At 72.1% G+C, this 20,405-nt stretch carries 23 protein-coding genes; 15 read left to right on the forward strand and 8 right to left on the reverse strand.

What is annotated here, in order from left to right; all coding sequences use genetic code 11:
* Positions 1-27: 27 nt before the first annotated feature.
* Positions 28-1,158, reverse strand: a complete 1,131-nt coding sequence (locus ACMATS_RS26085; protein WP_414169259.1) for an acyltransferase family protein — start codon at positions 1,156-1,158, stop codon at positions 28-30.
* On the reverse strand, positions 1,151-2,146 hold the full coding sequence (locus tag ACMATS_RS26090) for an alpha/beta hydrolase (protein ID WP_414169260.1): 996 nt from the start codon (positions 2,144-2,146) through the stop codon (positions 1,151-1,153). The genes ACMATS_RS26085 and ACMATS_RS26090 overlap by 8 nt, the downstream gene beginning before the upstream one ends.
* A gap of 256 nt (positions 2,147-2,402) precedes the next feature.
* Here ACMATS_RS26090 and ACMATS_RS26095 point away from each other — a divergent pair, with 256 nt between their 5' ends.
* The 3 genes from ACMATS_RS26095 (at position 2,403) to ACMATS_RS26105 (ending at position 4,345) form a co-directional block, all read left to right on the forward strand.
* Positions 2,403-2,972, forward strand: a complete 570-nt coding sequence (locus tag ACMATS_RS26095) for a hypothetical protein (protein ID WP_391151448.1) — start codon at positions 2,403-2,405, stop codon at positions 2,970-2,972.
* Between the two features lie 99 nt (positions 2,973-3,071).
* Positions 3,072-3,431: a histidine triad nucleotide-binding protein gene (locus ACMATS_RS26100; RefSeq protein WP_390780268.1), complete on the forward strand. Its 360-nt coding sequence runs from the start codon at positions 3,072-3,074 to the stop codon at positions 3,429-3,431.
* Between the two features lie 5 nt (positions 3,432-3,436).
* The gene (locus tag ACMATS_RS26105) at positions 3,437-4,345 is read left to right on the forward strand and encodes a ribonuclease Z (protein WP_390780269.1); all 909 of its coding nucleotides are present in this window, start codon (positions 3,437-3,439) and stop codon (positions 4,343-4,345) included.
* A gap of 3 nt (positions 4,346-4,348) precedes the next feature.
* Here ACMATS_RS26105 and ACMATS_RS26110 read toward each other — a convergent pair whose 3' ends face one another.
* Together ACMATS_RS26110 and ACMATS_RS26115 are read right to left on the reverse strand one after the other, a co-directional pair.
* Positions 4,349-4,525, reverse strand: a complete 177-nt coding sequence (locus ACMATS_RS26110) for a response regulator transcription factor (protein ID WP_414169261.1) — start codon at positions 4,523-4,525, stop codon at positions 4,349-4,351.
* Positions 4,526-4,542: 17 nt separating this feature from the next.
* Positions 4,543-4,776 carry a hypothetical protein gene (locus ACMATS_RS26115; RefSeq protein WP_414169262.1) on the reverse strand — a complete coding sequence of 78 codons (234 nt, stop codon included), beginning with the start codon at positions 4,774-4,776 and terminating at the stop codon, positions 4,543-4,545.
* Between the two features lie 242 nt (positions 4,777-5,018).
* Here ACMATS_RS26115 and ACMATS_RS26120 point away from each other — a divergent pair, with 242 nt between their 5' ends.
* Positions 5,019-5,426 (forward strand): hypothetical protein, encoded by a 408-nt coding sequence (locus tag ACMATS_RS26120; protein ID WP_390780271.1) that lies wholly within the window; start codon positions 5,019-5,021, stop codon positions 5,424-5,426.
* A 46-nt stretch (positions 5,427-5,472) separates the two neighbouring features.
* On the opposite strand, the gene ACMATS_RS26125 is transcribed toward ACMATS_RS26120, so the two are convergent.
* A complete protein-coding gene (locus ACMATS_RS26125) occupies positions 5,473-6,558 on the reverse strand; it encodes an S-(hydroxymethyl)mycothiol dehydrogenase (RefSeq protein WP_414169263.1) in 1,086 nt (361 codons plus the stop codon).
* Positions 6,559-6,747: 189 nt separating this feature from the next.
* Between ACMATS_RS26125 and ACMATS_RS26130 the strand changes: the two genes are divergently transcribed.
* Positions 6,748-7,536, forward strand: coding sequence for an HAD family acid phosphatase (locus ACMATS_RS26130; protein ID WP_390780273.1), 789 nt, complete (start codon positions 6,748-6,750; stop codon positions 7,534-7,536).
* 42 nt (positions 7,537-7,578) lie between these two features.
* On the opposite strand, the gene ACMATS_RS26135 is transcribed toward ACMATS_RS26130, so the two are convergent.
* The gene (locus tag ACMATS_RS26135; protein ID WP_414169264.1) at positions 7,579-8,904 is read right to left on the reverse strand and encodes a 6-phospho-beta-glucosidase; all 1,326 of its coding nucleotides are present in this window, start codon (positions 8,902-8,904) and stop codon (positions 7,579-7,581) included.
* Between the two features lie 78 nt (positions 8,905-8,982).
* Between ACMATS_RS26135 and ACMATS_RS26140 the strand changes: the two genes are divergently transcribed.
* The 6 genes from ACMATS_RS26140 to era all read left to right on the forward strand — a co-directional run bounded on the left by ACMATS_RS26140 (position 8,983) and on the right by era (position 14,623).
* Complete coding sequence (locus ACMATS_RS26140; RefSeq protein ID WP_414169265.1) at positions 8,983-10,107, forward strand: carbohydrate kinase family protein; 1,125 nt, start codon at positions 8,983-8,985, stop codon at positions 10,105-10,107.
* 117 nt (positions 10,108-10,224) lie between these two features.
* Positions 10,225-11,241, forward strand: a complete 1,017-nt coding sequence (locus tag ACMATS_RS26145) for a PhoH family protein (protein WP_390780276.1) — start codon at positions 10,225-10,227, stop codon at positions 11,239-11,241.
* Between the two features lie 14 nt (positions 11,242-11,255).
* Complete coding sequence (ybeY, locus tag ACMATS_RS26150) at positions 11,256-11,753, forward strand: rRNA maturation RNase YbeY (RefSeq protein WP_336411683.1); 498 nt, start codon at positions 11,256-11,258, stop codon at positions 11,751-11,753.
* Positions 11,750-13,045 carry a hemolysin family protein gene (locus ACMATS_RS26155; RefSeq protein WP_414169266.1) on the forward strand — a complete coding sequence of 432 codons (1,296 nt, stop codon included), beginning with the start codon at positions 11,750-11,752 and terminating at the stop codon, positions 13,043-13,045. The genes ybeY and ACMATS_RS26155 overlap by 4 nt, the downstream gene beginning before the upstream one ends.
* 244 nt (positions 13,046-13,289) lie before the next feature.
* Complete coding sequence (locus ACMATS_RS26160) at positions 13,290-13,637, forward strand: cytidine deaminase (RefSeq protein ID WP_390780278.1); 348 nt, start codon at positions 13,290-13,292, stop codon at positions 13,635-13,637.
* A gap of 44 nt (positions 13,638-13,681) precedes the next feature.
* Complete coding sequence (era, locus tag ACMATS_RS26165; RefSeq protein ID WP_390780279.1) at positions 13,682-14,623, forward strand: GTPase Era; 942 nt, start codon at positions 13,682-13,684, stop codon at positions 14,621-14,623.
* A 13-nt stretch (positions 14,624-14,636) separates the two neighbouring features.
* Here era and ACMATS_RS26170 read toward each other — a convergent pair whose 3' ends face one another.
* Entirely contained in the window at positions 14,637-14,906 is a 270-nt protein-coding gene (locus tag ACMATS_RS26170) for a protealysin inhibitor emfourin (protein WP_414169268.1), read from the reverse strand.
* A 30-nt stretch (positions 14,907-14,936) separates the two neighbouring features.
* Positions 14,937-15,989 (reverse strand): M4 family metallopeptidase, encoded by a 1,053-nt coding sequence (locus ACMATS_RS26175; RefSeq protein ID WP_414169269.1) that lies wholly within the window; start codon positions 15,987-15,989, stop codon positions 14,937-14,939.
* A gap of 303 nt (positions 15,990-16,292) precedes the next feature.
* On the opposite strand from ACMATS_RS26175, the gene leuA reads away from it, so the two are divergent.
* The 4 genes from leuA (at position 16,293) to recO (ending at position 20,405) form a co-directional block, all read left to right on the forward strand.
* Positions 16,293-18,092, forward strand: coding sequence for a 2-isopropylmalate synthase (leuA, locus tag ACMATS_RS26180; protein WP_414169270.1), 1,800 nt, complete (start codon positions 16,293-16,295; stop codon positions 18,090-18,092).
* A gap of 190 nt (positions 18,093-18,282) precedes the next feature.
* Positions 18,283-19,017 (forward strand): TerB family tellurite resistance protein, encoded by a 735-nt coding sequence (locus tag ACMATS_RS26185; protein WP_390780332.1) that lies wholly within the window; start codon positions 18,283-18,285, stop codon positions 19,015-19,017.
* 234 nt (positions 19,018-19,251) lie between these two features.
* Positions 19,252-19,602 (forward strand): hypothetical protein, encoded by a 351-nt coding sequence (locus ACMATS_RS26190; protein WP_414169271.1) that lies wholly within the window; start codon positions 19,252-19,254, stop codon positions 19,600-19,602.
* Positions 19,603-19,658: 56 nt separating this feature from the next.
* Positions 19,659-20,405, forward strand: a complete 747-nt coding sequence (gene recO / locus ACMATS_RS26195) for a DNA repair protein RecO (RefSeq protein WP_390780283.1) — start codon at positions 19,659-19,661, stop codon at positions 20,403-20,405.

Consider the following 20,405-nt stretch of genomic DNA (forward strand, 5'->3'; position numbering starts at 1 on the left):
TCCCGGCCGACCGGCCCCCGTCCCCGCCTACCCGGGGACGGGGGTTCGCGGCCCCACCCGCTCGTACACCCGGAACGCCCACCAGCAGAGCAGCAGGGCCATCGCGAACGCGGGCATCCACGTGAGCCTGTTCAGCAGCCAGTCGAGGCCGTCCGGGGCCGTGTGCAGGCCCGGCAGGTACGAGCCCGCCAGCAGGCCCGTCGTGGTGACCGCCATCAGTGCCGTCTGGTGCCACAGGAAGACCGTCATCGCCGACAGGTTCACCAGGGCCACCGCCGCCCACGCCGCCGGGCGCCGGTGCAGCGCGCGGCGCAGGGGCTCGCGGAGCAACAGGGCCGCGCCGCACTGGGCCAGGCCGAAGGTCACCGCCGCCAGGGTCGGCGGACTGAGGTTGGAGACCGCGGCACCGGGGACGCCCACCATGGAGGCGGGGTAGCCGCACCAGGCGACCAGCGCGGCCGTCGCCGCCGCCCCGCCGGCCAGCAGGGCCCAGCCGCTCCGCCGCGAGGTGAAGGCGCCCCGCGCCCACGCGGCCCCCACGCAGTACGGGACCAGCCAGCCCGCCGCCACGTTCACCCAGCCCGCCCAGGCGGGCCCGCCCGCGCCGAAGCGGACCAGGTCCACCGCCGCCACCACGGCGAGCGGCCACACCGGGTGCAGCCGCCGCACCAGCGGCGTCAGCGCCGTGAGCCCCGCGAACACCAGCAGGAACCACAGGGGGGACAGGACGAGTTGCAGCAGGGTGCGGACCGTCTCCAGGCCCGTGCCCGCCGCCAGCATGCAGGCCGCCGTCACGGTCCACAGGGCGAGCAGCACCGCCACCGGGCGGAAGAGCCGGGCCAGCCGGGCCGCCAGCCACCGGCCGTAGCCCGTGCCGCGGGCGCGGGCCGACGCGTACCCCTTCGCCGCCACGTGGCCGCCGACCAGGAAGAACACGGCCAGCGTCTGAAACACCCACGACACCGGGGTCAGCCACGGCATGCGCTCCAGCGGGCTCGCCCCGTGCAGCGCGCCGCCGTCCGCGACGAGCGCGGTGACCAGCCAGTGGCCGAGCACGACGCCCAGGACGGCGACGGCGCGCAGCGCGTCCACGGCGCGGTCGCGGCCGGGCGGCGTCGCGGCGTCGATCCTCCGGACGAGGGCGTGCGGTTCAGCCATGGGACCGCTCCACCGGCTCCTTGCCCAGCGCGATCCGCGCCAGGTTCCGCAGCGGGAGCGAACCCGGCTTGTGGTACTCGCTGTGCCCGCCGTCGCCCGCCGCGAAGACGCGGGCGCCGAAGGCCGGCGAGACGGGGTCGGCGCCGAAGCCGACGGTCGTGCCGAAGAGGTGCGCGCTGGTGTGCGGGACGCCGCCCACCCAGTCGTCCGTGCCGCGCCCGGCCCAGACCCTGCCCGGCGTGTGCAGCGCCGCCGCGCTGTCCGCGCCGGTGCCGGGGCTGCCGTACAGGGCGATGTCCGCGACCGCGAGCCCGCTCGCGGCGCGGCCGCACACCACGGAGCCGTAGGAGTGGCCCAGGAGCGAGATCGCCGCGTTCTTGTTGATGCGGTGCAACGAGCCGGTGAACGCGCGCAGTTCGCGTGCCGCCTCGTCCGCGCGCCCGGTGGTCAGCACCTCCGGGCTCACCGTGCCCGGCGTCGCGTAGCCGAGCCAGGCGACGACGGCGACCCGGGCCGCCGGGTCCTGGCGGCGCAGCTCGTCGCGGAGCGCGGCCGCGCTGCCGCCGAGGGTCTTGTACGGGGTGCCGCCGCGGGTGTCGTACGTGTCCAGGGTGGTGTCCGCGCCGGGGACCAGGACCGCGATGCGGTCGGCCGCGGGGAGGTCGCCGAGGACCTCGACGGCGCGGCCGCCGCCGCGGGCGTCGAAGGAGAGGAAGTGCCGGGCGGGATCGGCGAACGCCCGCAGCCGGGACGCCCGGCCGTGATCGCCGTGGGCGTCGGCCATGCGGGCCGCCTCGGTGATGGTGGCGCGGTTGGCCGCGTAGCGGGTGGCGGGGCCGTCGGCGGGGGAGAAGGCGGCCGGCATCGGTGCCGGCACCGATGCCGGGGCCTCGGCGGCTGCTGCGGTCGGGACGGCGATGGCGGTCACGACCGCAGCGGTCGCCAGGGCGCGGCGCAGCCGCCGGGGGCGGTTCTTCTGGGAAATCACCCTTCAAGGGTCTTGGGCTGCGGGCCGCCGGGCCATGGAGGTGCTGGGCGTATCGGGGTGGGGGTTTCCCTACCTTGTGGGCTGGTGCGGGCCGGTTTGTGGCTGGTCGCGCCCACGCGGCGGAGCCGCTGGGGGCACTTCCCGCGGTAGCCGGGGGAGGCCCCTGGGACAGGGGGAGTTGGTTCCGGACACGGCCCCCGGTCGCCGTCCGGAGGCCGTCTTCCGCTGCGCCCGCAGGGGTGGAAAACTGCCCTGTATGGGTGCGTTGAGGGGCTTACGCGTCCCACGGGCGCGGTATGCGGCCGTCGCCGTCGCTCTCACGGGCGCGGCCGCCGCGGCACTCGTCGGCTGCGAACCGGCCGGCGGGCTCGATTCGGTGAGCGTCGCCGTCGTCACCGGCAAACAGGCCACGGACCAGCTGGAGCACAGCGGCGTGCACGTGGCGTATCTGACGTGCCAGGGCAAGGCGAAGAGCAGCGCCCCGGCGAGCAGCAGCGGTTCGCCCGCTCCCGTCACCGCCGTCGGCGTGGACTGCGAGGGGAAGACCTCCGACGGCAAGCAGATCCTCGTCTACGGCACGGTCACCGGCATCAGCGGCGAGGCGTGCGTGCGGGGCAGTCTGACGGGCAAGGTCGACGGGAAGACCAAGTTCACGGTGACGGTGCTGGGCGACTGCTCGAAGGCGAGCACCACCGCCCCGGCCACCCCGGGCTCGTGGACCCCGTGGACCCCGCCGCCCCCGTCACATGAACAGAGCTGCAGCTGCCCGCCGGCCGAGCCGGCCCGGCCCTCCCCGAGCTGCAGCAGCACCTTCCACGGCAAGTGAGCGCGAACGACGGCCTGCGGCCCCCGTGATCACGGCCTCGTGCAGGCGGCCCGGTAACATCCGGTCCGTACGAGCCGACGACCCGGGAGGAGCCCACCGGTGGCGGGAGAACCGCAGGCCGACTGCCTGTTCTGCAAGATCGTTGCGGGGGAGGTGCCGGCGACCGTCGTCCGCGAGACCGAGACGACCGTGGCCTTCCGCGACATCAACCCCCAGGCCCCCACGCACGTCCTGGTGATCCCCAAGGTCCACTACCCGGACGCCGCCTCCCTCGCCGCCGCCGAGCCGCAGGTCATGGCCGACATACTGCGGGAGTCCGGTCAGGTCGCGGCCGACGACAAGGTGGACGACAAGGGCTACCGGGTCGTCTTCAACACCGGGGCAGGCGCCGGGCAGACCGTCTTCCACGCGCACCTGCACGTGCTCGGTGGCCGCGGCCTCAACTGGCCGCCCGGGTAGTCCTCGTGTCCGTACGCGAACTCGTCGTCCTCGGCACCGCCAGCCAGGTGCCCACCCGGCACCGCAACCACAACGGCTACGTCCTGCTCTGGGACGGCGAGGGCCTGCTCTTCGACCCCGGCGAGGGCACCCAGCGCCAGATGGTGCGCGCCGGGGTCGCCGCCCACGACCTCAACCGGCTGTGCGTCACCCACTTCCACGGCGACCACTCGCTGGGCCTGGCCGGGGTCATCCAGCGCATCAACCTCGACCGCGTCCCGCACCCGGTCACCGCGCACTACCCGTCGAGCGGCCGCCGCTTCTTCGACCGGCTGCGGTACGCCACGGCCTACCGCGAGACGGTGCAGCTGGAGCAGCAGCCCGTCTCCGGCAAGGGCGCCGTCCTGGTGGACGGCCCGTCGTACGTCCTGGAGGCGCGGCGCCTGTCGCACCCCGTCGAGTCCTACGGCTACCGGCTCGTCGAGCCGGACGGCCGCCGCATGCTGCCCGGGCTGCTGGCGGAGCACGGCATCTCCGGCCCGGACGTGGGCCGGCTCATGCGCGAGGGCGAGGTCCGCGGCGTCACGCTCGACGAGGTGAGCGAGGTGCGGCGCGGGCAGCGCTTCGCGTTCGTCATGGACACCAGGCTCTGCGAGGGCGTCTATGCGCTCGCGGAGGGCTGCGACATGCTCGTCATCGAGTCCACGTTCCTGGACGAGGACGCCTCGCTGGCCGTCGAGCACGGCCACCTGACGGCGGGCCAGGCGGCCCGCGCGGCGGCCGAGTCGGGGGTCCGGCACCTGGTGCTCACGCACTTCTCGCAGCGGTACGACGACCCGTCGGCCTTCGAACGCCAGGCGCGTGCCGCGGGCTTCGAGGGCGAGCTGACGGTGGCGAAGGACCTGATGCGGGTGCCGGTGCCGAAGCGGCGGTGACGCTCAGCAGGCCTCGCCCGCGGGTGCGAACCCGTGGGCGAGCAGCGCCGCGTCGACCCGGCTGCTGACGCCGCACTTGGTGTAGATGCTGGTGACGTAGGACTTCACCGTGGCGAAGGTGAGCCCGAGCCGCGTCCCGATCTCCCGGTTGGTCAGCCCCTGCCCGATCAGGGCCAGCACGTCGTGCTCGCGGGCCGTCAGCCGGGGCGCCGCACCGGCCGGTGCCTGCCGGGCGAGGGCGCACGGACCTCCGCGAGCCCGGGAAGTTCTGCGGCCGCGAGGACGACGTCCACGGAACCGCCGAGCGCCGCCGCCGTCATCTCGGGTGCCGTACTCGCCCATTCCGCCGCCACCCCGCCTGCGGTCTCCAGCGCGGACGACAGCGATTCCCGCGCGAGCGCACTGTGATGGACGACGGCAACCCGAATCATTCCGTTTTCCCCCGTGTATACGTGTCAACGCCACGTGATCCTTCCATCACGTTGTGCGGACTTCCCGGGAATGTCGCCAAGATCACGTGTGGTGGGTGGAGATGCCGGTTCAGGGTGAATCGCACCGCCTACGACCCAGTACCGGCCGGATGGCCGGGGACGGAGGGACGTGGTGGTGGTCGGTGGCGAACGGCAGAGTCCGGCTGGTACCCAACTCGTCCTTGTACCGGGAGCTTTCTGCCATGCGCATCCGTACCTTCGTCGCCACCGGCGCCGTACTCGCCGCCGCGGCGACCGGCGCCCTGACCCAGTCGGCCGTTGCCGCACCCGCAACCACCCCGTGGTCGGCCTCCTACGGGACGGCCGCCGTGGCGGGCACCAAGTGGGTGGAGCACCGTGACTCCGGGCTCACCCCGCTCGTCTGGCAGGGGACGTTGAAGAACACAGGCTCGGGCTGCTACTCGGTGTGGACCTCGGTGGCTCACGACATGTGGGGCATGGGGCCGGAGAAGCAGGCCACGCAGTGCGGAGCCGGCAGCGTGTCCTTCTCCCAGGAGGACAGCAGTCTCACGTTCACCTCGGTCCAGGTCGTCGTGTGCCGGGGCGACAAGGACACGACGGACTGCGGGAGCTGGGTCAAGATCATCTGAGGAACGGCTCGTCCGGGCCCGGGTGACGCCAGGCCCGGACGGAACGTCAGAACTGGACCACCGAGCGCAGCACATCCCCCGCGTGCATCCGCTCGAACGCCTTCTCCACCTCGTCGAGTTCGATCGTCTCCGTGACGAACGCGCCGAGGTCGATGCGCCCCTGCCGGTGCAGGTCGATCAGCATCGGGAAGTCCCGCGACGGCAGGCAGTCCCCGTACCAGGAGGACTTGAGCGCGCCGCCCCGCCCGAAGACGTCCAGCAGCGGGAGCTCCAGCTTCATCTCCGGGGTGGGCACGCCGACCAGGACGACCGTGCCGGCCAGGTCGCGGGCGTAGAACGCCTGCCGGTACGTCTCCGGGCGGCCGACCGCGTCGATGACGACGTCCGCGCCGAAGCCGCCCGTGAGCTCGCGGATGGCTTCGACGGGGTCGGCGGTGCGGGAGTCGACCGTGTGGGTGGCGCCCATGCCGCGCGCCGTCTCCAGCTTGCGTTCGTCGATGTCGACGGCGATGATCCGCGCCGCCCCGGCCAGCCGCGCGCCGACGATCGCCGCGTCTCCCACGCCGCCGCAGCCGATCACGGCGACGGAGTCGCCGCGGCCCACCTGCCCGGTGTTGATCGCGGCGCCGATGCCCGCCATCACGCCGCACCCCAGCAGCCCGGCCACCGCCGGGGACACCTCGGGGTCGACCTTGGTGCACTGACCGGCCGCGACCAGTGTCTTCTCGGCGAAGGCGCCGATGCCGAGGGCGGGCGCGAGTTCCGTACCGTCGGCCAGCGTCATCTTCTGCCGCGCGTTGTGCGTGGCGAAGCAGTACTGCGGGCGCCCGCGCAGGCAGGCGCGGCACTGGCCGCACACCGCGCGCCAGTTGAGGACCACGAAGTCGCCGGGCGCCACCTCGGTCACGCCCGCGCCGACCGCCTCGACCACACCGGCCGCCTCGTGGCCCAGCAGGAAGGGGAAATCGTCGTTGATCCCGCCCTGCTTGTAGTGCAGGTCCGTGTGGCACACGCCGCACGCCTGGATCTTCACCACGGCCTCGCCGGGCCCCGGGTCCGGCACCACGATCGTCTCCACCCGCACCGGCTCGTTCCTGCCGGGAGCAATGACTCCGCGTACTTCCTGTGCCATGAACGGCCCCGCCCTTCTCGTCCTCGTCACCGAGCGTCGTTGATCCACGACCACGGTACGCGCCGCGGGCGGCCCGGTCCGTGAGGGGCCGGACACACTTTTCTCTGCGCGCGTAGATAGCTCTTGACCAGGTCCTAACAAGGCCTTAACTTCGCGCTGCACCGTCGTTGCCCTTCCCAGGAGCCCCCCTTGTCGCTCTCCCGCACGTCCCTGCGCGTCCGCATCGCCGCCCTCACCGCCGCCGTCGTCGCCGGCACCGGCCTCTACGCGGCGGGTGCCGCCACCGCCGACCACAAGGCGCCGCGCACGGACAAGGAGATCCCGAACCTCGCCAAGGTCGAGGACCAGATCAAGGCCTACTACGGCGACACGGTCGACAAGAACGGCCAGCACTACGCGTCGGCGGACAGCAACTACGCCAAGCAGCTCGCCGGGATCCAGAAGAAGGCCAAGGCCCAGCTGGAGCACACGCTCAAGAACAAGAGCGCCAAGGGCAAGCCGGCGATCGTCCTGGACGTGGACGACACCACGCTGCTGACCTACAACTACGAGCTCCAGCAGGGCTTCGCGTTCACGCCCGCCTCGCAGGACGCGTACCTGAAGTCCACCGACATGGCCCCGGTCTTCGGCATGCCGCAGCTGGTCAACTGGGCGCAGTCGAAGGGCATCACGGTCTTCTACGTCACCGGCCGCGACGAGCACCAGCGCGACTGGAGCGTGCGCAACCTGAAGAACGCGGGCTACAAGCCGGCGGCCGACACCGCGCACTTCTTCCTGAAGAACAAGAAGACCCCGCCGGCGTACCTGTCGTGCGGCGCGAACTGCAACACGGTCGAGTTCAAGTCGGGCACGCGGAAGCACATCGAGTCCGAGGGCTACCGGATCATCGGCAACTTCGGCGACCAGTTCAGCGACCTCGCCGGCGGCTACGCGGAGCACACGTACAAGCTGCCGAACCCGATGTACTTCCTGCCGTAAGGGGTTGCCGTCCCTGGGGGCTTCGCCCCCGGGGACTCCGGCTCAGTAGCCCGCCCGCTCCAGGATCCTTCGCGCCACCACCGGCGAGTCCACCAGCGGGTGCAGGGCCAGGGCCCGCACCGCGGCGGACCGGCCCCCACGGAGCGCGGCATCGATCGTGCCGCGCTCCACCGCCTTCAGCTGGAGCATCAGCCCCAGCTGGTCCGGCCGTACGGGCGCGCACGACAGGGGAGCCGCGCCCTTGGCGCTGACCTCGCACACCGTCTCGATCACGGCGTCGGCGTCCAGCGCCGGCACCGTGCCGCCGTTGCGGACGTTGAGGATCAGCCGCACCCCCGCGTCCCCGGACACCGCCCGCATCAGGGCGAGGGCGACCTGGTCGTAGCCGCCGCCCTCCAGGTCGCAGGTGTCCCGCTCCCAACCGCCGCTCGCCGCACGGCCGTCGGCCAGGTACGTCTCCTCGCGGTGCAGCCGCGCCCGCTCCCAGAGCTCGCGCACCCGCCCGGGCGGGGCGGCGGACGCCTCCTCGAAGAACCTGCCCTGCTGCTGGGCGAGGAACTCGCCGCGCGTCTCGGCCGCGGCCCGCGTCGCGGCCAGCGTCTCGCGGCGGAAGTAGTAGTAGTGCAGGTACTCGTTGGGCAGCGCGCCCAGCGTCTGCAGCCACCAGGGGCCGAACAGCCGGCCCTCCTCCAGGGTGTTCAGCGCCTGCTCGTCGGCCAGCAGCCCGGGCAGCAGTTCGCGCCCGTCGAGCGTCAACGACCGCAGCCAGCCGAGGTGGTTGAGGCCGATGTAGTCGTACTCGACCTCGTCCGGATCGGCGCCCACCGCCTTCGCCGCCCGGCGCACCAGGCCGACCGGCGAGTCGCAGATGCCGATCACGCGGTCGCCCAGCACCGCGGCCATGGCCTCCGTCACCATCCCCGCGGGATTGGTGAAGTTGATGACCCACGCCTCGGGCGCCAGCGCCGCCACCCGCTCCGCGATGTGCACCGCCACCGGGATGGTCCGCAGCCCGTACAGCACCCCGCCCGCGCCGACGGTCTCCTGCCCGAGGACGCCCTCGCCCAGCGGGATCCGCTCGTCGCGCACGCGGCCCGCGGTGCCGCCCACGCGGATCGCGGAGAAGACGAAGTCCGCGCCGCGCAGGGCCTCGTCGAGGTCGGAGGCGATCCGTACGACGGGGGCGTCCGGCACGGCCGCGGCCTGCTCGTCCAGAATCGCCGCAATCACTCTGAGGCGTCCCGGATCCGTGTCGTACAGCACCAGTTCGTCACAGCGTCCGGGCACGCCGCGCCGGGCATCGTCAACCAGGGTCCGGTGCACCAGAGGCACCCGGAATCCGCCACCGCCGAGAATCACCAGCCTCATAGTCCGGAAGGTACACCGGCATCGGGCACACTGTCCGGACCCGCACTCTTGCATCCCCGAGAGGAGTAGCAAGCGAGCATGACGATCCCCTCCCCGCAGCCTTGCCACGCAGAGCGTTTCGAGGGCGCCGCCCCCGTACTGGACCCGCTCGCCGAGGTCCGTTCCGAGCAGGATCCGGCCACGGACGTCTACCTCACGGGCCCCGTCTTCCTCGACATCATCTTCACCGGCCTGGACTCGGCCCCGGTGCGCGGCACCGAGACCTGGGCGCGCGGCATGGGGTCGAGCCCGGGCGGCATCGCCAACATGGCCACCGCCCTGGCCCGGCTGGGCCTGCGCACCTCGCTCGCCGCGGCCTTCGGCGACGACATGTACGGGGAGTACTGCTGGGAGTCGCTCTCCCGCGGCGAGGGCATCGACCTGTCCCTGTCGCGCACCGTGCGCGGCTGGCACTCCCCGGTCACCGTGTCGATGGCCTACGAGGGCGAGCGGACGATGGTCTCCCACGGTCACGAGGCCCCGCCGCCGGAAGAGCCGCCCGAGTGCCCGCCCCCGGCGCGCGCCTGTGTGTCCCTGCTGGTGCCGGGGCGGCAGGAGGAGTGGATCGCGGTCGCGGCCGGCCGGGGCAGCCGGATCTTCGCCGACGTGGGCTGGGACGACACCGGCCGCTGGGATCCGGCCGACCTGGCCGATCTGCAGTACTGCGAGGGGTTCCTGCCCAACGCCGAGGAGGCGATGCGCTACACCCGCACCGACTGCCCGCGCGCCGCGGCCCGCGCGCTGGCCGAGAAGGTGCCGCTGGCCGTGGTGACGATGGGGGCGCAGGGCGCGTACGCCGTGGACAGCGGTACGGGCGAGAGCGCCGAGGTGCCGGCCATCGCGGTGGAGGCGCTGGACCCCACCGGCGCCGGGGACGTCTTCGTGGCGGGCTTCGTCACCGGCACCCTCGCGGGCTGGCCGCTGGCGGACCGGCTGGCCTTCGCCGGGCTGACCGCGGCCCTGTCCGTGCAGGAGTTCGGGGGGTCGCTGTCCGCGCCGGGCTGGGTGGAGATCGCCGCCTGGTGGCAGCACGTGCGCTCCTTCGACGACCAGTCCCCGGCCACGCTGCGCCGCTACGCCTTCCTCGACGGCATCCTGCCCGCGGCGTGCCGGCCCTGGCCGCTGCGCCGGGCGGTGCCCACGCTGGGCTTCCGCCGGTCGTGACCACCGGCCGTGACCAGCCGTAAATCCCCTCCGGCCGCCCTGCGCACCGTCGTACCCTTGAGATGTCAACGTTGCCGGACATGAGAAAGAGGGATGAGCAGGCCAGAGTGCCGGCCCATGACTCAGACACCCACACGACCGCAGGCGACAGCCCGGTTCACGGTCCCGGCCAAGCACCCGATGGTGACGGTCCTGGGCTCCGGGGACTCGCTGCTGCGGGTCATCGAGAAGGCGTTCCCGTCCACGGACATCCACGTACGGGGCAATGAGGTCAGCGCGACGGGCGACGAGCGGGAAGTGGCCCTCGTCCAGCGGCTGTTCGACGAAATGATGCTGGTGCTCCGCACGGGTGCGCCGATGACGGAGGACGCGGTGGAGCGCTCGATCGCCATGCTTCGGAACGAAGAAGGCGACGGAGGGGGTGCGGAGACTCCCGCCGAGGTCCTCACCCAGAACATCCTCTCCAGCCGCGGGCGCACCATCCGCCCCAAGACGCTCAACCAGAAGCGCTATGTCGACGCGATCGACAAGCACACGGTCGTCTTCGGCATCGGCCCCGCGGGCACCGGCAAGACCTACCTGGCGATGGCCAAGGCGGTCCAGGCCCTGCAGTCCAAGCAGGTCAACCGGATCATCCTGACCCGCCCCGCGGTCGAGGCCGGCGAGCGGCTGGGCTTCCTGCCGGGCACGCTCTACGAGAAGATCGACCCGTATCTGCGCCCGCTCTACGACGCGCTGCACGACATGCTCGACCCCGACTCGATCCCGCGGCTGATGGCGGCGGGCACGATCGAGGTGGCGCCGCTGGCGTACATGCGCGGCCGGACGCTCAACGACGCGTTCATCATCCTCGACGAGGCGCAGAACACGAACCCCGAGCAGATGAAGATGTTCCTCACCCGGCTCGGCTTCGACTCCAAGATCGTGATCACGGGCGACGTCACGCAGATCGACCTGCCCGGCGGCACCAGGAGCGGCCTGCGCCAGGTCCAGGACATCCTCGACGGCGTGGACGACGTCCACTTCTCGTACCTCACCAGCAGGGACGTCGTCCGGCACAAGCTGGTCGGCCGTATCGTCGACGCGTACGAGCAGTACGACACCCGCAGCAACAGCAATGGCAACGGAAAGTAACTCCCGGTAATCCCATGGCAATCGACGTCAACAACGAATCCGGCACCGAGGTCGACGAGAAGGCGATCCTCGACGTCGCCCGCTACGCCCTCGCCCGGATGCGCATCCACCCGCTCTCCGAACTCTCGGTCATCGTCGTCGACGCCGACGCCATGGAGCAGCTCCACATCCAGTGGATGGACCTCCCCGGGCCCACAGATGTGATGTCCTTCCCGATGGACGAGCTGCGGCCCCCGGCCAAGGACGAGGAGGAGCCCCCGCAGGGGCTGCTCGGCGACATCGTGCTGTGCCCGGAGGTCGCGACGAAGCAGGGCGAGGAGGCGCCGACGAAGCACTCCATGGACGAGGAGCTCCAGCTGCTCACCGTCCACGGCGTCCTCCACCTCCTCGGCTACGACCACGAGGAGCCCGACGAGAAGGCCGAGATGTTCGGCCTCCAGGCCGCGATCATCGACGGCTGGCGTGCCGAGCACGGCATCGAAGGGCCCTCCCCGGCCCCGACGATCACGTGACCGGTCAACTGATCACCGCTGCCGTCCTGCTGCTGGTCGTCGCCTGGCTCGCCGCCTGTGCGGAGGCCGGCCTGGCCCGGACCACCCGGTTCCGGGCCGAGGAGGCCGTGCGCTCGGGCCGGCGCGGCAGCGACAGGCTGATGGCCGTGGCGGCCGACCCCACCCGCTATCTCAACGTGGCGCTGCTCGTGCGCATCGCGTGCGAGATGGCGGCGGGCGTCTTCGTCACCTACGTCTGCCTGCGGGAGTTCGACGCCACCTGGAAGGCGCTGACCGTCGCCATCGTGGTGATGGTCCTCGTCTCGTACGTGGCCGTCGGCGTCTCGCCGCGCACCATCGGCCGCCAGCACCCGCTGAACACCGCCACCGTGGCGGCGTACGTGCTGCTGCCGCTGGCGCGTGTGATGGGGCCGATCCCGCAGCTGCTGATCCTCCTCGGCAACGCCTTCACCCCCGGAAAGGGCTTCCGCCGCGGCCCGTTCGCCTCCGAGGCGGAGCTGCGGGCCATGGTCGACCTCGCGGAGAAGGAGTCGCTCATCGAGGACGAGGAGCGCCGCATGGTGCACTCCGTCTTCGAACTCGGCGACACCCTCGTGCGCGAGGTGATGGTGCCGCGCACCGACCTGATCGTCATAGAACGCGGCAAGACCATCCGCCAGGCGCTCACCCTCGCCCTGCGGTCGGGCTTCTCGCGGATCCCGGTGACGGGGGAGAACGAGGACGACATCGTGGGCGTCGTCTACCTCAAGGACCTGGTGCGCAAGACCCACATCAGCCGGGACGCGGAGAGCGAGCTGGTCTCGACCGCCATGCGGCCGGCGGTCTTCGTGCCGGACACCAAGAACGCGGGGGACCTGCTGCGGGAGATGCAGCAGCAGCGCAACCACTGTGCCGTCGTGATCGACGAGTACGGGGGCACGGCGGGCATCGTGACGATCGAGGACATCCTTGAGGAGATCGTCGGCGAGATCACCGACGAGTACGACCGCGAACTGCCGCCGGTGGAGGAGCTCGGGGACGGCCGCTACCGGGTCACGGCCCGGCTGGACATCGGGGACCTGGGCGAGCTGTACGGCCTGGAGCTGGACGACGAGGACGTGGAGACCGTGGGCGGTCTGCTGGCCAAGTCGCTGGGCCGGGTGCCGATCGCCGGCGCGGTGGCCGAGGTCCCGGTCGAGGGCAGGGAGCTCGCCGCCCTCCGGCTCACCGCCGAGGCCCCTGCGGGGCGGCGGAACCGGATCGTGACGGTCCTGGTCGAACCGGTCGCCTCCGGCGGGGGCGGCGCCCCGTAAGGGGCACGGGGCCCCTTTCGATATGCGGCTCCGCCGCGTGGGCGCGACCATGTGCGCCCCGTAAGGGGCGCGGGGAACTGCGCGACAAGCCCCCACCGGCCCGCAGTCGAACGCACCACGCCCAGGGGTCCGGGGCGCAGCCCCGAGCACCTCGGCTGCGGGTGCGTCGTGGCTGGTCGCGCAGTTCCCCGCGCCCTTTACGGGGCGCTGTCGCACCCATGAGCGAGCCCCCTATGCTCCCGGTATGACGGACACCCTGCACCCCGAAGACCGCAAGCTCATCACGCTCGCCCGGGCCACCCGGGCCCGCAACGGCGTCGCCGAGGGCGCGGCCGTGCGCGACGAGACGGGCCGCACCTACGTCGCCGGAACCGTCGCCCTCGACTCGCTGCGGCTCAGCGCGCTGCAGACGGCCGTCGCCATGGCCGTGGCCAGCGGCGCGACCTCCCTGGAGGCCGCCGCGGTGGTCTCCGAGGCGGCGGCAGTGCCGGACGCGGACCGGGCGGCCGTGCGGGACCTGGGCGGCCCGCGGACGCCCGTGCTGCTGGCCGGGCCGGACGGCACGCCGGGCGCGACGATCACGGCGGGCTGAGCCGCTGGTCCGCGCGGGCCGGGGGATCGGGGAGAATGTCAGACATGGACAAGCCCTCCTCCCCCTCCCAGGCCCCTCACCGCGCGGGCTTCGCGTGCTTCGTCGGCCGCCCCAACGCGGGCAAGTCGACCCTGACCAACGCACTGGTGGGGACGAAGGTCGCGATCACCTCCAACCGCCCGCAGACCACCCGGCACACGGTGCGCGGCATCGTGCACCGCCCGGACGCCCAGCTCGTCCTGGTCGACACCCCCGGTCTGCACAAGCCGCGCACCCTGCTGGGCGAGCGGCTCAACGACGTCGTCCGGACCACCTGGGCCGAGGTCGACGTGATCGGCTTCTGCCTCCCGGCCGACCAGAAGCTCGGCCCCGGCGACCGCTTCATCGCGGGCGAGCTGGCCGGCATCAAGAAGACGCCCAAGGTCGCCATCGTCACCAAGACGGACCTGGTGGACTCCAAGACCCTGGCCGAGCAGCTGATCGCCATCCAGAAGCTGGGCGCGGAGCTCGGCATCGAGTGGGCCGAGATCATCCCCGTCTCGGCGGTGGGCGACAAGCAGGTCTCGCTCCTCGCCGACCTGCTGGTGCCGCTGCTCCCGGAGAGCCCGCCGCTCTACCCGGAGGGCGACCTCACGGACGAGCCGGAGCAGGTCATGGTCGCGGAGCTGATCCGCGAGGCGGCCCTGGAGGGCGTGCGCGACGAGCTGCCGCACTCGATCGCCGTCGTGGTCGAGGAGATGCTGCCGCGCGAGGACCGGCCGAAGGACAAGCCGCTGCTGGACATCCACGCGAACGTCTACATCGAGCGGCCCAGCCAGAAGGGCATCATCATCGGCCCGAAGGGCGCCCGCCTCAAGGAGGTGGGGATGAAGTCCCGCAAGCACATCGAGGCGCTGCTCGGCACCCCCGTCTACCTCGATCTGCACGTGAAGGTCGCCAAGGACTGGCAGCGCGACCCGAAGCAGCTGCGCAGGCTGGGGTTCTAGGACACCGAGGGGGCTACGCCCCCTCCTTGAGCACCGCCCTGATCAGCTCCCGCTGATCGTGTGTGAGGTGTGGGTCGGCGAGGTGGACGGACCGGCCGTCCACGTCGATCTCGTAGTGGAAGCCGTCCGGCACGCCCCGCACCGGCCCCGCCTCCCGCCCCGGCGCCAGCGCGCGGTGCGCCAGCGCCTCCAGGTGCGTCGCGTCGGGCCGGCCGGCCGTGTCCAGCTCGGCCCGGCGCCTGATGCCGGCGAAGCCGCCGGTCCGCTCGATGACGATCCGCATGCCGCCATTCTGGCCCGCCGGGGGTCCGCGCTACGAGGTGGGGACCCCCACCTGGTGCCAGGCCTTCAGCACGGCCTGCACCGCGTCGCCCTCGCCGTAGAGGGACCGTGCCGTCGCCGCGGTCAGCCGGGCGAAGTCCGCGAAGCCCGCGTCCGCGGCCAGCTCGCCGCCGGTCAGCGTGCTGTACCAGATCTGCCCGGCCCGTTCCCACGCGTGCCCGCCCAGTGCCGTGGCCAGCAGGTAGAAGGCGTGGTTGGGGATGCCGGAGTTGATGTGGACGCCGCCGTTGTCGCGCGAGGTGCGGACGAAGTCGTCCATCGCGGCCGGCTGCGGGTCCTTGCCCAGGTGGGGATCGTCGTAGGCGGTGCCCGGGGCCTTCATGGAGCGCAGGGCAACGCCGTGGATGGTGGGGCCCAGCAGGCCCTGGCCGATCAGCCAGTCGGCCTGGTCGGCGGTCTGGCCCAGCGAGTACTGCTTGATCAGTGAGCCGAAGACGTCGGAGAGGGACTCGTTCAGCGCACCGGGCTGGCCGTAGTACTCCAGGTTGGCGGTGTGCTGGGTGACGCCGTGGGTGAGCTCGTGGCCGATGACGTCCACGGAGACCGTGAAGTCGCCGAAGAGCTCGCCGTCCCCGTCGCCGAACACCATCTGGCTGCCGTCCCAGAAGGCGTTGTCGTACTTCTCGCCGTAGTGCACGGAGGCGTTCAGCGGCATGCCCGCGCCATCGATGGAGTGCCGGCCGTAGACCTTGAGATAGAAGTCGAACGTGGCCCCGAGCGCGGCGTTCGCACGGTTGACCGTGGCGTCCTTGCTGGGGCGGTCGCCCTCGCCGTGCACCTTGGTACCGGGGAGCGTCGTCTCGTGGTGCTCGTCGTAGATGGTGCGCTGCGGCTTGTCGGACGGGGTGCCCGTGGGGGCTGCCGTGCCCTGCAGCGTGGTGACCCGGCGCCGGGTGCGCAGGGTGCTGTCGTGCTCCAGGGTGCGGCGGGCGGGCTCGTGGTGCCGGGGGTCCTCGGACTGGGCCAGTACGTCCAGCATGTGCGGTGGAACGATGGCGCAGAAAACGCTCTTCACGGTGTCCATGAGCGGCAATTTCGCATCGGCCGCGGGGCTTGTCACTCTTCCGGACGGCGATTCCTGCAAACGAGTGGCGGGGTTCCGGGGCCCTGGCCTGCGTCCCGCATGGTGGAACCCCCCTTTACACCTGTGCCGCCTCGGCTAGTGTGCTGTGCATCATGCGTTTCGGGCTGCTTCTTCTTAGCTGCCGCGGCGAGGGCCTGTAGTCGTAGGCCGACCCCCTCCCCGCGGAGTCCGGTGCTGCGTGCCGTGATGAGCGCAGGCCCGTCGGCCGATCCCTTCGCGGACACCACGAGGAGCCCTCCGCAGATGTCGCAGCAGCCCGAGCAGTCGAACGAGCAGTCCCCCGAGCACTCCGTCGGCCGCCCCACCCCGGTCACCGCGGCGACGGTGACCCAGCGCCCGTCCGGGATGCCGGTCCACAAGTACCGGCCGTACGAGGCCGTGGAGATCCCCGATCGCACCTGGCCGGACCGGCGCATCACCAAGGCTCCCCGCTGGCTCTCCACCGACCTGCGCGACGGCAACCAGGCGCTGATCGACCCGATGTCGCCCGCCCGCAAGCGGGAGATGTTCGACCTGCTGGTGCGCATGGGCTACAAGGAGATCGAGGTCGGCTTCCCCGCCTCCGGGGCCACCGACTTCGGGTTCGTCCGGTCGATCATCGAAGAGGACGCGATCCCGGAGGACGTGACGATCTCCGTCCTGACCCAGGCGCGCGAGGAGCTGATCGAGCGCACGGTCGAGTCCCTGCGCGGTGCCCACCGGGCCACCGTCCACCTCTACAACGCGACGGCGCCGGTCTTCCGTCGCGTGGTCTTCCGCGGCTCGCGCGAGCAGGTGAAGCAGATCGCGGTGGACGGCACCCGGCTGGTGACGGAGTACGCGGACAAGATCCTGGGCGACGGGACGGTCTTCGGCTTCCAGTACAGCCCGGAGATCTTCACCGACACCGAGCTGGACTTCGCGCTGGAGGTCTGCGAGGGCGTGATGGACGTCTGGCAGCCCGAGCCCGGCCGCGAGATCATCCTGAACCTGCCCGCGACCGTCGAGCGCTCCACGCCCTCCACCCACGCCGACCGCTTCGAGTGGATGTCGCGGCACCTGTCGCGCCGCGAGCACATCTGCCTGTCCGCCCACCCGCACAACGACCGGGGCACCGCGGTGGCCGCCGCCGAACTGGCGGTCATGGCCGGGGCGGACCGGATCGAGGGCTGCCTGTTCGGGCAGGGCGAGCGCACCGGCAACGTCGACCTGGTGACCCTGGGCATGAACCTGTTCTCCCAGGGCGTCGACCCGCAGATCGACTTCTCCCGGATCGACGAGGTCCGCCGCACCGCCGAGTACTGCAACCAGATGGAGGTCCACCCGCGCCACCCCTACGCGGGCGACCTGGTCTACACCTCCTTCTCCGGCTCCCACCAGGACGCCATCAAGAAGGGCTTCGAGGCCATGGAGGCGAGCGCCGCCGCGGCCGGGAAGACCGTGGACGACATCGAGTGGGCGGTCCCGTACCTGCCGATCGACCCCAAGGACGTCGGCCGCTCCTACGAGGCCGTCATCCGCGTCAACTCGCAGTCCGGCAAGGGCGGCATCGCCTACGTGCTGAAGAACGACCACAAGCTGGACCTGCCGCGCCGGATGCAGATCGAGTTCTCGAAGATCATTCAGAACAAGACCGACGCCGAGGGCGGCGAGGTCACCCCGCAGGAGATCTGGTCGGTCTTCCAGGACGAGTACCTGCCGACCCCCGGCAACCCCTGGGGCCGCATCGCCCTGCGCTCCGCGCAGACCACCACCTCCGGCAAGGAGGGCACCGACGCGCTCACCGTCGAGGCCGTCGTGGACGGCGTGGAGACGGTGCTGACCGGTACGGGCAACGGCCCGATCTCCGCCTTCGTCGACGCCCTCGCCGCGATCGGCGTGGACGCCCGGGTGCTGGACTACACCGAGCACACCATGAGCGAGGGCGCCACGGCGCAGGCCGCCTCGTACATCGAGTGCGTGATCGACGGGGCGGTGCTGTGGGGCATCGGCGTCGACGCCAACACCACGCGTGCGTCGATCAAGGCGGTCGTCTCCGCGGTCAACCGGGCCCACCGGGGCTGAGACCGCCGTTCCCCGGGGACGGCGGTCAACGGGCCGCCACCGGAAACCACCGCATCCGGTGGGGACGGTGGCGGTTTCGGCCACCCGCAGCCGGAACTCCGCGTGGCGGGGTACTGACGCAGCATCACCGATGTGGCTAACATCACGTCAACGCGGCGACGAGGCCGTGGCGTTATGGAGGTGCGCCGTGATGCACGCGCAAGGCCGACACAGCCCGGACCGGTGTGTGGTGGGCGTACGCACCGTATGGCGCACCGTCGGCGACGGCGAGTTCTTCTGCCCGGGCTGCGGCGGGGACCGCAACTACCACCGGCGCACGGGCCGCCGCCGTCTGGTCGCGTTCGGGGTGCCGCTGCTGCCGCGCGGGCCGGTGGGCCCGATCGTCGAATGCACGGCCTGCCGCGGCCGCTTCGCGCTGGACGTCCTCGACCACCCCACCACCACCCGGTTCTCGGCGATGCTGCGCGACGCGGTGCACACGGTGGCCCTCGCGGTGCTGGCCGCGGGCGGCACGGAGGCCCGCACGGTGCGCCGGGCCGCGGTGGGCGCGGTGCGCGCGGCGGGCTTCGCCGACTGCAGCGAGGAGCAGCTGGTCACCCTGATCGAGGCGCTGGCCGCCGACACGGGCCGGCTGCCCGGCCGGTACGGGGGGAGCGGCCCGGTCCCCGGCCCCTCCGGCCGCGACGGCTTCGACCCGTGCGGCACGGCCCTGGCCATCGAGCTCCACGAGGCCCTGGAGCCGCTGGCCCCGCACCTGGCGCCCGCGGGCCGCGAATCGATCCTGCTGCAGGGTGCGCGCATCGCCCTGGCCGACGGCCCCTACCGCCCGGCGGAGCGGGAGGTGCTGGCCACGGTGGGGCGGGCGCTGCTGATCTGTCCCGAGGACACGGACCGGCTGCTGGCGGCGGCGCGGATGCCGTCGTAGGGCGTGGCCGGTGGATCCTCGGCTGCGGGTGCGTCGTGGTTGCTCGCGCCCACGCGGCGGAGCCGCTGGGGGTACCTCCTGGGGGCACCCCCTGGGGGCACCCCCAGCGGTAGCTGGGGGAGGTAGCTGGGGGAGGTAGCTGGGGGAGAAACAGCCCCGCGCCCCTGACGGGGCGCTGTGACGGTCATCGAATGATCTTGAACTGGGGTGCTGGACCCCGACATTCTCGGGCGCATGACCTCATTCCGCCTCCTGGGTGCCGTTGCGGCTGTCCTCGCCGCGGCCGCCTTCGTCGTCCTCCCGCCCCCCGCCCCCGCGTCCGCCGCCGACACCGCGGACTGCTCCACCTACCACTCGGCCCGCACGCCGTCGAAGCTCACGCTCGAGTGCGGCTCGCCCGGCCCCGAATTCCCGTACATGAAGCAGGAGGTGGAGCGCACCACCTCCTTCATGACCCCCGCCCTGCAGAAGGTCCACGGCTGCGGGGAGCTCACCCAGCGCCAGTCCTTCCTCTACTTCGAGGCCCGCGACAAGTGCAAGGCCGTCGCCCACTACCTCTCCGTCCACGGCGACTTCCGGCACTGACCCCGCCGCCCTGACCGGCGGTCCGCCCCGCCCCGCCGGTACGGGACAATGACTGCATGAGTCTGTTCCGCGACGACGGCATCGTCCTGCGCACCCAGAAGCTGGGGGAAGCGGACCGGATCATCACCCTCCTGACCCGCGGCCACGGCCGCGTGCGTGCCGTCGCCCGCGGGGTGCGGCGCACCAAGTCCAAGTTCGGGGCCCGGCTGGAGCCGTTCTCGCACGTCGACGTGCAGTTTTTCGCGCGCGGCAGCGAGCTCGTCGGGCGCGGCCTCCCGCTGTGCACGCAGAGTGAGACCATCGCCGCCTACGGTGGTGCGATCGTCACCGACTACGCCCGCTACACCGCCGGCACCGCGATGCTGGAGACCGCCGAGCGGTTCACGGACCACGAGGGCGAGCCCGCCGTCCAGCAGTACCTGCTGCTGGTCGGTGGCCTGCGCACGCTTGCCGCGGGCGAACACGCCCCGCACCTGGTGCTCGACGCGTTCCTGCTGCGCTCCCTCGCGGTCAACGGCTACGCCCCCAGCTTCGGGGACTGCGCCAAGTGCGGCATGCCCGGCCCCAACCGCTTCTTCTCGGCCACGGCCGGCGGAGTCACCTGCGGGGACTGCCGGGTGCCCGGAAGCGTCGTACCCTCCTCGGAGTCGCTCGGACTCCTCGGAGCACTGCTGACCGGGGACTGGGCGACCGCGGACGCGTGCGAGGCGCGGTATGTCAGAGAGGGCAGCGGCCTGGTGGCCGCTTACCTGAGCTGGCATCTGGAGCGGGGGCTGAGGTCCCTCCGCTATGTGGAGCAGTAA

This window comes from Streptoverticillium reticulum (assembly GCF_047456005.1).
GTDB classification, from domain to species: Bacteria; Actinomycetota; Actinomycetes; order Streptomycetales; family Streptomycetaceae; genus Streptomyces; species Streptomyces reticulum.

What these genes read in the sequence shown, in the direction of transcription:
- ACMATS_RS26115 (WP_414169262.1), bottom strand. Translation starts at nt 4,776, where the DNA reads ATGATTCGGGTTGCCGTCGTCCATCACAGTGCGCTCGCGCGGGAATCG.
- ACMATS_RS26095 (WP_391151448.1), top strand. Translation starts at nt 2,403, where the DNA reads ATGGGTGCGTTGAGGGGCTTACGCGTCCCACGGGCGCGGTATGCGGCC.
- ACMATS_RS26120 (WP_390780271.1), top strand. Translation starts at nt 5,019, where the DNA reads ATGCGCATCCGTACCTTCGTCGCCACCGGCGCCGTACTCGCCGCCGCG.
- ACMATS_RS26170 (WP_414169268.1), bottom strand. Translation starts at nt 14,906, where the DNA reads ATGCGGATCGTCATCGAGCGGACCGGCGGCTTCGCCGGCATCAGGCGC.
- ACMATS_RS26140 (WP_414169265.1), top strand. Translation starts at nt 8,983, where the DNA reads ATGACGATCCCCTCCCCGCAGCCTTGCCACGCAGAGCGTTTCGAGGGC.
- ACMATS_RS26125 (WP_414169263.1), bottom strand. Translation starts at nt 6,558, where the DNA reads ATGGCACAGGAAGTACGCGGAGTCATTGCTCCCGGCAGGAACGAGCCG.
- ACMATS_RS26190 (WP_414169271.1), top strand. Translation starts at nt 19,252, where the DNA reads ATGACCTCATTCCGCCTCCTGGGTGCCGTTGCGGCTGTCCTCGCCGCG.
- ACMATS_RS26160 (WP_390780278.1), top strand. Translation starts at nt 13,290, where the DNA reads ATGACGGACACCCTGCACCCCGAAGACCGCAAGCTCATCACGCTCGCC.
- leuA (WP_414169270.1), top strand. Translation starts at nt 16,293, where the DNA reads ATGTCGCAGCAGCCCGAGCAGTCGAACGAGCAGTCCCCCGAGCACTCC.
- era (WP_390780279.1), top strand. Translation starts at nt 13,682, where the DNA reads ATGGACAAGCCCTCCTCCCCCTCCCAGGCCCCTCACCGCGCGGGCTTC.
- ACMATS_RS26085 (WP_414169259.1), bottom strand. Translation starts at nt 1,158, where the DNA reads ATGGCTGAACCGCACGCCCTCGTCCGGAGGATCGACGCCGCGACGCCG.
- ybeY (WP_336411683.1), top strand. Translation starts at nt 11,256, where the DNA reads ATGGCAATCGACGTCAACAACGAATCCGGCACCGAGGTCGACGAGAAG.
- recO (WP_390780283.1), top strand. Translation starts at nt 19,659, where the DNA reads ATGAGTCTGTTCCGCGACGACGGCATCGTCCTGCGCACCCAGAAGCTG.
- ACMATS_RS26185 (WP_390780332.1), top strand. Translation starts at nt 18,283, where the DNA reads ATGCACGCGCAAGGCCGACACAGCCCGGACCGGTGTGTGGTGGGCGTA.
- ACMATS_RS26175 (WP_414169269.1), bottom strand. Translation starts at nt 15,989, where the DNA reads ATGGACACCGTGAAGAGCGTTTTCTGCGCCATCGTTCCACCGCACATG.
- ACMATS_RS26145 (WP_390780276.1), top strand. Translation starts at nt 10,225, where the DNA reads ATGACTCAGACACCCACACGACCGCAGGCGACAGCCCGGTTCACGGTC.
- ACMATS_RS26135 (WP_414169264.1), bottom strand. Translation starts at nt 8,904, where the DNA reads ATGAGGCTGGTGATTCTCGGCGGTGGCGGATTCCGGGTGCCTCTGGTG.